The 12,466-nt window shown below is 71.1% G+C and carries 12 protein-coding genes; 8 read left to right on the top strand and 4 right to left on the bottom strand.

What is annotated here, in order from left to right:
* The first annotated feature begins 95 nt into the window (after positions 1–95).
* A complete protein-coding gene (locus AOZ49_RS18545) occupies positions 96–506 on the top strand; it encodes a MerR family transcriptional regulator (protein WP_054434645.1) in 411 nt (136 codons plus the stop codon).
* Positions 507–510: 4 nt separating this feature from the next.
* Here the strand turns inward: AOZ49_RS18545 and AOZ49_RS18540 are convergent, their stop codons facing one another.
* A complete protein-coding gene (locus AOZ49_RS18540) occupies positions 511–1,482 on the bottom strand; it encodes a LysR family transcriptional regulator (RefSeq protein ID WP_054477036.1) in 972 nt (323 codons plus the stop codon).
* A gap of 116 nt (positions 1,483–1,598) precedes the next feature.
* On the opposite strand from AOZ49_RS18540, the gene AOZ49_RS18535 reads away from it, so the two are divergent.
* Together AOZ49_RS18535 and AOZ49_RS18530 are read left to right on the top strand one after the other, a co-directional pair.
* The gene (locus AOZ49_RS18535; RefSeq protein WP_054477034.1) at positions 1,599–2,816 is read left to right on the top strand and encodes an MFS transporter; all 1,218 of its coding nucleotides are present in this window, start codon (positions 1,599–1,601) and stop codon (positions 2,814–2,816) included.
* An 88-nt stretch (positions 2,817–2,904) separates the two neighbouring features.
* Positions 2,905–3,504 (top strand): phospholipase D family nuclease, encoded by a 600-nt coding sequence (locus AOZ49_RS18530; protein WP_231690383.1) that lies wholly within the window; start codon positions 2,905–2,907, stop codon positions 3,502–3,504.
* Between the two features lie 20 nt (positions 3,505–3,524).
* Here AOZ49_RS18530 and AOZ49_RS18525 read toward each other — a convergent pair whose 3' ends face one another.
* Entirely contained in the window at positions 3,525–4,424 is a 900-nt protein-coding gene (locus tag AOZ49_RS18525; RefSeq protein ID WP_054434651.1) for a LysR substrate-binding domain-containing protein, read from the bottom strand.
* 130 nt (positions 4,425–4,554) lie between these two features.
* On the opposite strand from AOZ49_RS18525, the gene argH reads away from it, so the two are divergent.
* Both argH and AOZ49_RS18515 read left to right on the top strand, forming a co-directional pair.
* Complete coding sequence (gene argH / locus AOZ49_RS18520) at positions 4,555–6,078, top strand: argininosuccinate lyase (protein WP_054434654.1); 1,524 nt, start codon at positions 4,555–4,557, stop codon at positions 6,076–6,078.
* 38 nt (positions 6,079–6,116) lie between these two features.
* Positions 6,117–7,094, top strand: a complete 978-nt coding sequence (locus AOZ49_RS18515) for a Bug family tripartite tricarboxylate transporter substrate binding protein (RefSeq protein ID WP_054434656.1) — start codon at positions 6,117–6,119, stop codon at positions 7,092–7,094.
* Between the two features lie 60 nt (positions 7,095–7,154).
* On the opposite strand, the gene AOZ49_RS18510 is transcribed toward AOZ49_RS18515, so the two are convergent.
* A complete protein-coding gene (locus AOZ49_RS18510; RefSeq protein WP_054434658.1) occupies positions 7,155–7,646 on the bottom strand; it encodes a GNAT family N-acetyltransferase in 492 nt (163 codons plus the stop codon).
* 102 nt (positions 7,647–7,748) lie between these two features.
* On the opposite strand from AOZ49_RS18510, the gene AOZ49_RS18505 reads away from it, so the two are divergent.
* Together AOZ49_RS18505 and AOZ49_RS18500 are read left to right on the top strand one after the other, a co-directional pair.
* A complete protein-coding gene (locus AOZ49_RS18505; protein ID WP_054477032.1) occupies positions 7,749–8,675 on the top strand; it encodes a LysR family transcriptional regulator in 927 nt (308 codons plus the stop codon).
* 259 nt (positions 8,676–8,934) lie between these two features.
* Positions 8,935–9,969 (top strand): helix-turn-helix transcriptional regulator, encoded by a 1,035-nt coding sequence (locus AOZ49_RS18500; RefSeq protein ID WP_054477030.1) that lies wholly within the window; start codon positions 8,935–8,937, stop codon positions 9,967–9,969.
* A 16-nt stretch (positions 9,970–9,985) separates the two neighbouring features.
* Here the strand turns inward: AOZ49_RS18500 and AOZ49_RS18495 are convergent, their stop codons facing one another.
* Positions 9,986–10,876 carry a LysR family transcriptional regulator gene (locus AOZ49_RS18495; protein ID WP_054434664.1) on the bottom strand — a complete coding sequence of 297 codons (891 nt, stop codon included), beginning with the start codon at positions 10,874–10,876 and terminating at the stop codon, positions 9,986–9,988.
* A gap of 156 nt (positions 10,877–11,032) precedes the next feature.
* Between AOZ49_RS18495 and AOZ49_RS18490 the strand changes: the two genes are divergently transcribed.
* Positions 11,033–12,433 (top strand): MFS transporter, encoded by a 1,401-nt coding sequence (locus AOZ49_RS18490; protein WP_054477028.1) that lies wholly within the window; start codon positions 11,033–11,035, stop codon positions 12,431–12,433.
* Positions 12,434–12,466: the final 33 nt, after the last annotated feature.

Genomic DNA, 12,466 nt, shown 5'->3' with positions numbered 1-12,466 from the left:
CCGCCGAGGCCCGACAGCTCCCGGCGGCGGGCCGAACGGGGCGCGGCCCGGCGCCCGCCGGCGTTTCGCCGGCGCTTTTTTTTACAAGGTCAGGAATGAACATCGGGGAATTGGCCCAACGCACCGGATTGACGCCCGCGCGGATCCGCAGCTACGAGAGCGCCGGCCTGCTCGAGACGGTGCCCCGCCCGCGCGATGGCTGCCGCGCCTATCCGCCCGAGACCCTGTTGGCGCTGGCGTTCATCACGGTGGCGGAGCAGGTGGGTTTCAGCCTGGACGAGATCCGGCCGCTGCTGCCGTCGGGTCAGGAAGTCTGGGACCACGCCATGCTGCGGGTCGCGCTGCGGCGCAAGGTCGCCAAGATCGAAGCGCTGGAGCTGCGGCTGGTCCACAGCAAGCGGCAGTTGGTGGCGTTGATGCGGGATGTCGGCACCCGCCCCGATGGCACGACCCGCGAGGCCAGCGCGCAGCGCGTGCTGTCGCGCGTGATGGGCAAGACCGCGTAGCGCTTCAGGCGCGGGCAGGCCGCCTGCCTCGCGCCGGGGCGTCGCGCGCCGGTCCGTCCGCCGGCAGTTCCGCGCCGGCCTGGGCGAAGCGCGCCACCAGGAAATCCAGCAGTTGCCGCACCCGCGGCGCCAGGTAGCGGGTGCCGTGGAACACGGCATGCACGCCGGCTTCGGCCACGCGGTATTCAGGCAACAGGGCCACCAGGCGTCCGGCGCGAATGTCGCCGGCGGCGTCCCAGATGGTCTTGCGGGCGATGCCGCGCCCGGCCAGCGCCCAGCGGCGCGCCAGCGCGCCGTCGTTGGTTTCCCAGGCCTGCTCCAGTGGCACGGTGTAGGTCTCGGGCTGGCCGTCCCGCGCGAAGTGAAAGGTGTTCAAGGGGCCGGCCGCGGTGACCAGCACGACAAACGTGTGATGGGCCAGGTCGGCGGGCGTGCGCGGCACGCCATGCCGCGCCAGATAGTCGGGCGAGGCGCACAGCACGCGCCAGTTGGGCGCGAGCGGGCGGGCGACCAGCGTGCCGTCCTGTGGCCGGCCGAAACGGATCGCGAGGTCGATGTCGTCCTGCAGCAGGTTCGACAGCGAGTCCGACAGCGTCAGCGCGATCTTCAGTTGCGGATGCGCGGCGCTGAATTCATCCAGCCACTGGCTCAGCAGGTGGCGGCCGAAATCGGCCGAGGCCGAGATCCGCAGTTTGCCGCGCACCGCGTTCTGGCCCGCCTGCAGCGCCGCTTCGGCATCGTCGACGGCCCGCAGCGCGATCTCGCAGTGCGCCAGGTACAGCCGGCCTTCGTCGGTCAGTTGCAGCTGGCGCGTGCTGCGGTGGAACAGCCGGGTGCGCAGCGCGGCTTCCAGCTTGATCAGCCGGGCGCTGGCGGCGGCGGCCGACAGGCCCAGCTTGCGCCCGGCCGCGGACAGGCTGCCCAAGGCCGCCGCTTCCACGAATAAACGCATGTCACCCAATCGGTCTGTCGCCATTTCAAATCCAGATTTGAAAGTCATTCAAATTACAGGCCAATTATCAAACAAAACCGCAAGACGCACACTGGCGCCTCTTCAATCGGGGCAGGGGCCCTGGGCAAGGAGGGCGGGACATGGACGGGATTTCCGGGGTGGCAGGCCATGCGGAGCGGCAGGCCGCCGCGCCAGGGCTGCCGATGGCGGCGCTGCTGGCGCTGACGATGTGCAGCTTCATCGCGACCGCCAACGAAACCGTGGCCGCAGGCCTGCTGCCGCAGATTGCGCGGGGCTTCGGCGTGTCGCAGGGCTGGGCGGGGCAGTGGGTGACGGCGTGCGCGCTGGGCTCGGGGCTGGCGGCGATGCCGTTGACGCTCGCGCTGCGCGGCTGGCGCCGACGCCTGGTATTGCTGCTGGCGGTGGCGGGATTCATCGTCGGCAATGCGGTGACGGCGGTGTCGCCGTCTTTCGGGCTGGCGTTGGCGGCGCGCCTGCTGGCCGGGGTCGCCACCGGACTGGCCTGGAGCCTGCTGGCGGGCTACGCGCGGCGGATGGCGCCGGCGTCGTTGCAGGGGCGGTCGATGGCGCTGGCGATGGTCGGCATTCCGCTGGCCCTGGCGTTCGGCGTGCCGCTGAGCGCGTGGCTGGGCGAGCTGGCGGGATGGCGCGCGGTGTTCGGCGCGTTGTCCGGGTTGAGCCTGGCGCTGGCGGCGTGGGTGCTGCGCGCGGTGCCGGACTATCCCGGCCAGGCCGCCCGCCGCCGCCTGCCGCTGAAGCGGGTCTGGATGACGCCGGGCGTGCGGCCGGTGCTGGGCGTGATCCTGCTCTGGATCCTGGCGCACTACACCTTGTACACGTACATCGCGCCGTTCATGGCGTCGCGCGGCCTGGGCGCGCGTGTCGATGCGGCGCTGCTGGTGTTCGGCGTGGCCGCGCTGGGCGGCATCTGGTTCACCGGGCTGTGGGTGGACCGGGGCCTGCGGGCGCTGGTCCTGGCCAGCCTGGGCGGATTCGCGCTGGTGGCGCTGGCGCTGGGGTCGGGATGGGCGCAGGGCGCGGCCGTGTACGTCGCGATCGCGCTGTGGGGCGCGAGCTTCGGCGGGGCGCCCACGCTGTTGCAGACGGCGTTGGCGGATGCCGCGGGCGAGGGCGCCGAGGTGGCGCAATCGATGCTGGTGACGGTGTTCAACCTGGCGTTCGCCGCGGGCGGGGCGCTGGGCGGGGTGTTGCTTGAAACGGCGGGCGCGCAGGCGCTGCCGCGCGGCATCCTGGTGTTGCTGGCGTTGGCGATTGCGGTGGCATGGCGCGCCAGGGTCCACGGCTTCAAGTCTGGCCGGCGGCGGGCGGCGCGTTGAGCGGCGGCGCTGGAGTACAGTACGCCAGCGCCGCCGCCCTTCGTGCCGTGACCGGCAAGGCGCGCCACTTCCTTCCTGGATGATTGCCGTGAACTTCCGCCTGTCTGTCCGCGCGCTTCTGGCCGCGCTGGTTCTGCTGCCCGTGGGGCCGGCCATGGCCAACCGGCCGACGCCCGCGATCCCGCCCACGGCGCCGATCGCGGTGCCGGCGGCCGGCACGCTCGAAGTGGGCTTTTCGCCCGATGGCGGCGCCGAGCAGCTGGTGTTGCGGGTGATCGCGTCGGCCAGGACCGAGCTCAAGGTGCTGGCCTACAGCTTTTCCAGCCCCGCCGTCACGGCCGCGCTGGTGAAGGCGGCGCGACGCGGCGTGGCGGTGACCGTGCTGGCCGACTACAAGCGCAATCTCGTCACCGACCACAGCGGCAAGGCGCGCGAGGCGCTGGCCAGGCTGGTGGAGGCGGGCATCGATGTGCGCATGGTGTCGACCTTCCACCTGCATCACGACAAGGTGCTGATCGCCGACCGCGAGACGGTGGAGCTGGGCAGCTTCAATTTCGTCGATTCGGCGGCGCATCGCAATTCCGAGAACGCGCTGGTCAATTGGAACAATGCGGCCCTGGCCGAGGCCTATCTGGCGCATTTCGAGCGCAACCTGGCGCTGTCGGAACCGTTCCGCGCCAAGGAGTGAGCGCCGGCGCTGCCGGCGTGCTAACGCGCCGCCGCGGGTCGTTGCAGCGCCGCGAACGTCTCGCGCACGCAGTCGGCCATGCGCCGCGCCAGCGTGTTGACCGGGTAATGCTCGGAGGTGACAGCGTAGCTGTGGAACTCCACTTTTTCCGAGAACGGGATTTCGCATAGCTCGGCGATGCCGAGCGCGCGCGGCACCACCGGGTTGACGATGGACACGCCCAGCCCCTTGCCGACCATGCTGCAGATGGTGGTGGCGTAGGGCGTTTCGATCGACAGCACGCGGGCGTCGTCGGGAAAGTGGCGGTCGATGGCGGCGCGGTTGAAACTGCCGGCCGGCAGCGAGATGAAATCCTGGTCGCGGAAGTCGGCGGGCGTCAGCATGGCCTTGGCCGCCAGCGGATGCGCGCGCGGCACGATGGCGGCGCCGTGGGTGGTGTCGATGCGCTCGTAGCGCAGTCCCGGCAGGTCGGTGTGCAGCGAGCAGAAGCCGATGTCGCAGACGCCAGTGGCCAGCCATTTGGCGACGGCGTCGGAGCCGCCCGTATTGACCACCACCGGGATGTCCGAGTGCTTGTGCCGGAACAGGCGGATGGCGTCGGGCAGGACGCATTGGGTGATCGAGCCGACCGCGCCGACCCGCAGCAGGCCGGTGCCGCGCCGGCGGATCGAGCTGGCGCTGTCGTTGAGCGATTCCAGGCCGATGAAGGCGCGCTCGACGTCGGCGTAGAAGGCCTCGGCTTCGGGCGTCGGAATGATGCGGGTGCCGACGCGCTGGAACAGCACGAATCCCAGCGCTTTTTCCAGCAACGCGATCCAGCGGCTGACATTGGGCTGCGAGGTGTGCAGCAGGCCGGCCGCGGTGGTCATGGAGCGCGTCATCATGACGGCGCGGAAGGCCTCGACTTGTTTGAAATTCATGCGTTCGACGGTCCGGAGACGAGCGGGTCAAATCATATCATTTTTGTATGAGAAGTCGTAAGAATCTGATTTGACGTATGAATTGGCCCGGCAGGAGACTACGGTTTTCCTTGCTTCCCTCCGGACCGATATGGAATCCAAAGTCAGCGCCCGTCTCAAGCAACCCCTGGCCAGGGAGGTGCTGGAGCATCTCTTCCTGCCGCGCCTGAATCGCGAGTTCTTCGCCAACTTCGACATGCTCACGCAGATCAACCTGGCGCACCTGCTGATGCTGCGCGAGCGCGGCATCGTCGATCACGACGCCGCGCGGCGGCTGGCGCGGGCGCTGCTGCAAATGCAGGCCGATGGCCCGCACGCGGTCGAGCTGGACGCGGCGCGCGAAGAGGCCTACTTCAACTACGAGGCGCACCTGATCAAGGCGGTGGGGCAGGAGCTGGGCGGCCGCCTGCATACCGCCCGCAGCCGCAACGACATCGGCGCGACCATCGACCGCATGCGGGCGCGCGATTTCACGGCGCGCATCGGCAGCGCGCTGATCGGCGTGTCGCGCGCCGCGCTGGCGCAGGCCGAGCGCTATGCCGATTGCGTGATGCCGGGCTACACCCACATGCAGGCGGCGCAGCCGATCACCTACGGCTATTACCTGTCGGCGCTGGTGGATGCGTGGTCGCGCGACATCGGCCGGCTGGCGCACGTGCTGGAGACGGCGGACGCCTCGCCGCTGGGCGCCTGCGCGCTGGCCGGCACCTCGTTCCCGATCGACCGCGACAGCACCAGCGCGCTGCTGGGCTTCAGCGGCCCGCTGGCCAATGCGCTGGACAGCGTGGCCTCGCGCGATTTCGCGCTGGAACTGAGCGCGACGCTGTCGATCATGATGATCACCTGCAGCCGCATGGTGCAGGACTTCTACATCTGGTCGACGCCGGAGTTCGGCTATCTGTCGTTCCCGGACAGCATCGCCAGCACCTCCAGCATCATGCCGCAGAAGAAGAACCCGGCGGTGCTGGAATACCTGCGCGGCAAGACCGGCCACCTGATCGGCCTGACCAGCGCGGCGCTGTCGACGGTCAAGTCGACCCACTTCACCCACTCGGGCGACAGCAGCCGCGAAAGCACCCGCACCTGCTGGGAAGCCTGCGAGGAAGCGCTGAAGGCGCTGGAACTGATCCAGTTGCTGGTCGAGCAGGTCGCGCCGAACCGCGAACGCATGGTGGCGCGCGCGGCGGATGACTTCTCGACCGTGACCGACCTGGCGGACCTGCTGGTGCGCCAGGCCGGCGCCTCGTTCCGCGACGCGCACCACATCATCGGCGCGGTGGTGCGGCAGGCGCTGGAGCAGGGCTTGCCGGCGCGCGCGATCCCGCCGGCGATGATCGCGGCGGCGGCCGAGCAACAGCTGGGCCGGCCGGTGGCGCTGGCGGCCGATGACATCGCCGCCTGCCTCGACCCGGTGCGCAACGTGGCCGCGCGGCTGTCGCCGGGCGGCCCGGCGCCGCAATCGGTGCGGGCGCACCTGCGCGAACAGCATGCGGTCCTCGACGCGCGCCAGGCGTCCATCGATGCCGCCCGGCAACGCGTCGCCGACGCCCGCGAGACGCTGCAACGGCGCGCCCACGCGCTGGTTCATCAGGAAAACGGCATGGCCGCCGCCTGAGGCGCCGCCGTATAAATCAAACCAAGGGGAATTCCTTCATGTTCAAAGCACTGCCCAAACTCGCCGTGGCGCTGGCCGCGGCCCTGAGCCTCAACCCGGCGGCCCGCGCGGCGCCGGTCTATCCCGCCAAGCCGATCACGCTGGTGGTGCCGTTCGCGCCGGGCGGCACCGTCAATCTGATGGGACGCCTGCTGGCCAACCGCATGTCCGAGGCATTGGGACAGACGGTGATCGTCGAGAACAAGCCGGGCGGCGGCGGCAGCATCGGCGCCAACTTCGTGGCCAAGGCGGCGCCGGATGGCTACACGCTGCTGCTGGCGACGATGGGGCAGCAGTCGATCCTGCCGCTGATATCGAAGAACCTGCCCTACAACGCCGACAAGGACTTCGCGCCGGTGGCGCTGTTCTCGACCGTGCCGAACGTGCTGGCGGTGTCCAGGGACGCGCCGGCCAAGACGGTGGCCGAGCTGGTGGCGTACGGCAAGGCCAACCCGGGCAAGCTGAACATGGCCTCGGCGGGCATCGGCTCGGTGAACCACCTGACCGGCGAACTGTTCATGTTCCGTTCGGGCGCCCGCTTCGAGCACGTGCCTTACCGCGGCGCGGGGCCGGCCACGTCGGACCTGCTGTCGGGCCAGGTGCAGGTGCTGTTCGCCAACCTGCCGAACGTGCTGGCGTACGTCAAATCCGGGCAGGTGCGGGTGCTGGCGGTGGCCAGCGACAAACGCAGCGAGTCGATCCCCGACATCCCGACGCTGGCCGAGGCCGGCGTCAAGGATGCGGTCGTCGAATCCTGGTACGGCGTGATGGCGCCGACCGGCACGGACCCGCAGATCATCCGCAAGCTGCAGGACACGGTGATCGCGATCGCCAACGACAAGGCGCTGGTGGGGCAGCTGGCGGAGCAGGGCGCGGTGCCGTTCCCGGGCGGCAGCGAAGACCTGGCCAAGCTGTCGGCCGAGGAAACGCGGCGCTGGAAGCAGATCATCGACAGCGCCAAGATCCAGCTGGATTGAGGCGGGGCGCCAGGGCCCCGCGCCAGGCGGCCGGTTGCGCGCAACCGGCCGTTTTGCGTTCTACAGCGTCATCACCATTTCATGCCAGGCCATGCCGCCATGATCGGACGGCGACGGCCGCACGTACTGGTAGCCGAGCTTGCGGTACAGCGCGACGTGGCGCTCCTTGCACATCAGATGGATGGTCTGCTTGCCGAGCCCGCGGGTCTGCTCGACGAAGGTATCCATCAGCCGCGTGGCATATCCCTTGCCCTGATGGGCGGGGTCCACCACGACCGACATGATCACCACGTTGGGGGCGGCGGGATCGTGGCCCACCAATTCCTTGAAGGCCTCGTCGGCCATCACCACCTCGCGGGCGCAGCCGCTGTTGATGAAGCCGACGATGACGCCGTCCTCCTCCAGCAGCAGGAAACCCTGCGGATACCGGGCGATGCGGGTGGCGATCTTGGCGTGGGTGGCGGCTTCGTCGCCTTCGTAGGCGGTGCTTTCGATCTCGAAGCAGCGGTCGGCGTCGGCGGGGGTGGGGGCGCGGAAAGTCAGGACGGGCATGAGGGGCGGGAAGGCGGGCCGCCCAGGATGGCGGCAAAGCCGGTATGGTAGCGGCTCGATAAAATGCATGCACTGCATTGTTTTCAATAGGGAGTGCATGCCATGCATGAGGTGCTGCGCCGCCTGGATATGAATCTGCTGCTGGTGTTCGACGCGCTGGTCCGGCTGGGCAGCGTGGCCGCCGCCGCCGAGGAACTGGCGATGAGCCCGTCGGCCTGCAGCCACGCGCTGACGCGGCTGCGCGGCGCGCTGTCGGATCCGCTGTTCGTGCGCTACGGCAGCGGCATGCAGCCCACGGCGCGCGCCCAGGCGATGGCGCCGGTCATCGGCCAGGCGCTGCAGGCGCTGGGCGGCAGCCTGGACGGCGCGCGGCCGTTCGCGCCGGCGGACAGCACCCAGGCCTTTGTCTTCGCGGTCACCGACTACACGGCTTACGCGGTGTTGCCGGCGCTGGCCGAGCGCCTGCGCACCCTGGCGCCCCGGCTGCGGCTGCGCGCGGTGTACTCGACCCGGCAGGATTCCTTCGACGACCTCGCGGCCGGACGCGCGCATTTCGCGCTGGGGTTCGACGAGGGGCCGGCGGCGCTGCCGGAAGGCGTGCAGGCGCGCGATGGGTTCACCGACGACTACGTGGTGGTGGCGCGCGAGGATCATCCCGAGGTTCGCGGCAGCCTGTCGCTGGCGCAATACCTGGCGGCCAGCCATCTGGCGGTGAAACCCTGGCGCGAGGGGCGCGGGGTGATCGACGGCGCGCTGGAACGGCAGGGGCTGCGCCGCCAGGTGACGATGGAGCTGCCCAGCCTGCTGGCGGCGCCTTTCATCGTGGCCGGTTCCGACCTGCTGGCGACGTTGCCGCGGCGGCTGGCGCGGCGCCTGGGGCCGGCGGCGCGCCTGGCGGCCTATCCCGCGCCGTTCGCGGCGCCGGCCTACACGCTGAAGGTGCTGTTCCATGCGCGCCACGCGGGTATTCCCGGGCATGACTGGATGCTGGAGCAGGTGCTGGCGGCGGCGCGCGAGACGGATGAATGAAAAAAAGCGCGCATTCCCCCTGAGGGGAATGCGCGAAATGCTTTGCGGCGCGCGCCGGGCAGTCCCGGCGCGGCGCCCCGCTGGCATGCGGTACTTCGGCCCGAGTCCGCGTACGTCTTGCGGAATCTCCTGGCAAGCTTAGATACTGTTAGTCTCGTGGCTATACCGTGCGTCTCAGTTTTTGGTGGGTGACGCCGGATTTACTTTTTGTCATATTTGGCCCCCCGAGTCCGCGCCATCCGCGCGGCAACCCGCAAGCATGAACCCGAGTGCTTACCCCGCCGGCCAACCGCCGCGCCTGCCGTCCGAGATCGCCCACCATCATTTCGATGTGGCGGCGCAGGCGCCTGAGCGCCGCCTGCTGGCCTGGCGCGACCAGGTCGGGCACGTGGTCGACGTGCTGCCCAGCCGCGACGCGCTGCGTCAGCCTTTCAATGCGTCCATCGACCGCTACCGCGCCGGCCGGCTGATGTTCACCGATTGCCGTTCCGACGCCATGCAGTTGGAACGCTCGCTGGTGCGCATTTCGCGCGACCACATCCGGGATTTCGCCCTGCACGTGTTCCTGGAGGGCGGGGTCGACGAGCTGGCGGTGCGCAATGGGCCGCGGCCCGCCGCCGACGGCGCCGCGGCGCGGGTGGTGGCGGTGGACCTGGGCCAGCCGATGCGCATGCGGCGCCAGGCCTGCCGGCTGCTGACGCTGTTCGTGCCGGCGGACCTGGTGCAGGAAGTGTTCCCGGATCCGCAGGCGATCCACGGCCGCATGCTGCGCGACGCCACGCCGCTGGCGCGGCTGGCGATCCGGCAGGCGGCGGCGCTGGGACAATCGGTGCGCGGCCTGGGCCTGGCGCAGGCCGAGGCGGACATCACCGCCTGTGCGCGCCTGCTGCTGGCCGCCTTCGGCAAGGACGCGCGGCTGGCGGGCAATGCCCGCGCCGCCGGACGGGCGGCGATGTTCGCGGAGGTGCGGCGCTACATCCAGGCCAATCTGCACCAGGCCGGCCTGACGCCGGACTCGGTGATCCAGGCGCTGCGCCTGCCGCGGCCGACGGTGTACCGGCTGTTCCAGCACGAGGGCGGGCTGGGCGCCTACATCCGCCACCTGCGGCTGCGGCTGGCGGCCGAGGAACTGGTGCGCTATCCGCACCTGGGCGTCATGGAAATCGCCTATGGGCTGGGGTTCGGCAGCGCCTCGGACTTCGCCCGCGCGTTCCGCCGCGCCTACGGCATGCCGCCGCAGGAATTCCGCGAGCAATCCTGGCGCTGGCCCGAGCGGGTCACGTTGCGGGCCTGAGCGGCGCCGCGCGGGCTCACGCCGCGCACACCTGCCGCACGCATTCGCGCAGCCAGCGGTGCCCGGGATCGGCGTCCATGCGCGGATGCCAGAGCATCGAGACCGTCAGGCCGGGCGCTTCCACGGGCAGCGCGAAGCTGTGCATGCCGGCGCGCAGGTTGGTGGTGTGGCGCTCGGGCACGCTGGCGATCAGGTCGGAGGCGCGCGCCAGGGCCAGCGCGTCGGAAAAGCCGGCGACGATGACCGTGATCTCGCGCGCCAGGCCGAGCGCGTGCAGCGCCTCGTCGATCGGGCCCTTGTCCAGGCCGCGGCGCGAGACCAGCACATGCTGGCCGGCGGCGTAGCGCGCCGCCGTGACCTTGCCCTTGGCCAGCGGATGGCCGGCCCGCACCACGCCGATGAAGCGATCGCGAAACAGCGCCCGGGTGCGGATCTCGGGGCTGCTGGCGGCGCCGATCACGCCGGTTTCCAGGTCGGCGCTGCCGTCGCGCAGCGGCGTGCTGTCCTTGTCGGGCTTGGGCACGAAGCGCAGCCGCACGCCGGGCGCCTCGCGTTGGGCCAGGGCGATCAGCGCCGGACCGAAATACTCGACGAAGCCGTCGCTGACGCGCAGGGTGAAGCCGCGCGACAGCCGCGACGGATCGAGCAGTTCCGCGGGGCGCAGCACGGCCTGCGCCTCCTGCACCAGGCGGCTGACCGGGTCGCGCAGTTCCTGGGCGCGCGGAGTCGGCACCAGGCCGCGGCCGGCCCGCACCAGCAGCGGATCGCCGGTGGTCTCGCGCAGCCGCGCCAGCGCCCGGCTCATCGCCGAGGGGCTCAGGCGCAGGCGGCGCGCGGCGCGCGCGACGTTGCCTTCGGTGAGCAGCACGTCGAGCGTGAGCAGCAGGTTCAGATCGGGGCGGGACATGGCGCGACGGTAGCACGGCGCCGCCGTGAGATGGCGTCAAACGCACGAATAAAGTGCAAATGCTGCGCCTTCCGCCATGGGCGCGGCAGTCCTACGCTGGCGGTTGGGCTGTTCCGGCGCGTGCCGGATGGCCATTTCCAACCGCTACGGACCTTCATGTCGCAATCGCTTCCGCATTCCTCCGCCCCGGCCGCCCGCGCCGTCGCCTGGCCGCTCGCCAGCCTGGCCCTGTCCCTGTTGCTGGCGTCGCTGGGCACCAGCAGCGCCAACGTCGGCCTGCCGACGCTGGCGCGCGTGTTCGACGCGCCGTTTTCCCAGGTGCAGTGGATCGTGCTGGCCTACCTGCTGGCGATCACGCTGTGCGTGGTCGGCGCCGGCCGCCTGGGCGACCTGATCGGCCGGCGGCGCCTGTTGCTGGCCGGGATCGCCGTGTTCACGGCGGCCTCGGCGCTGTGCGGGCTGGCGTCCTCGCTCGGGCTGCTGTTGGCGGCGCGCGCGCTGCAGGGCGCGGGCGCCGCGGTGATGATGGCGTTGACGATGGCGTTCGTCGGCGACCTGCTGCCCAAGGAACGGACGGGCAGCGCCATGGGGCTGCTGGGCACCATGTCGGCGGTGGGCACGGCGCTGGGGCCGACCCTGGGCGGCGCGTTGATCGCCGCGCTCGGCTGGCGCTGGATCTTCCTGGCGAACCTGCCGCTGGGCCTGTTGGCGATGGCGCTGGCTGGCCGCTTCCTGCCCGCCGATCGGCCGCGGGCGGCGGCCGGCGCGCGGTTCGATGCCGCGGGCACGCTGCTGCTGGCGGCGGCGCTGGCGGCCTATGCGCTGGCGATGACGCTGGGACGCGGCCATTTCAGCGGACTCAACGCCGGCCTGCTGCTGGCCGCGCTCGCGGCGGGCTGGCTGTTCCTGCGGGTCGAGACGGGCACGGCGTCGCCGCTGCTGGATCCCGCGCTGCTGCGCCAACCGCGCCTGGGCGCCGGGCTGGCGATGAACGCGCTGGTGTCCACGGTGATGATGGCGACCTTGGTCGTCGGCCCGTTCTACCTGACCCAGGCGCTGGGCTTGAGTCCGGCGCGGGCCGGGCTGGCGATGTCGGCCGGGCCGCTGGTCAGCGCGCTGTGCGGCGTGCCGGCGGGGCGCCTGGTGGACCGCTACGGCGCCGGGCGCATCACGCGCGCGGCGCTGGCCGCGCTCGCCGTCGGCACGGCCCTGCTGGCGGCCGCGCCGGCGACGCTGGGCGTGGCGGGTTACATCGGTCCGATCGTGTTGCTGACCGCGGGCTATGCGACGTTCCAGGCCGCCAACAACACGGGCGTGATGGCGGCGATCGACGCGCGGCAGCGCGGCCTGGTGTCGGGCATGCTGAACCTGTCGCGCAATCTGGGGCTGGTGACCGGGGCGTCGGTCATGGGCGCGGTGTTCGCGCTGGGGGCGGGCGCGGCCGAACTGGCGGGCGCCTCGGCGGCGGCGGTGGCGCGCGGCATGGCGCTGACGTTCGGGGTGGCGGCGGCGCTCGGCGCGGCCGCGCTGGCCATCGCCTGGCGCGGCCGTGGCTGAGCGGCCCTGACCCGGGCGCAACGTCGCGATGCG

It is taken from the genome of Achromobacter sp. 2789STDY5608615 (assembly GCF_001298995.1).
GTDB lineage: Bacteria > Pseudomonadota > Gammaproteobacteria > Burkholderiales > Burkholderiaceae_B > Achromobacter > Achromobacter insuavis.
This window is presented reverse-complemented; position numbering and strand designations above follow the sequence as displayed.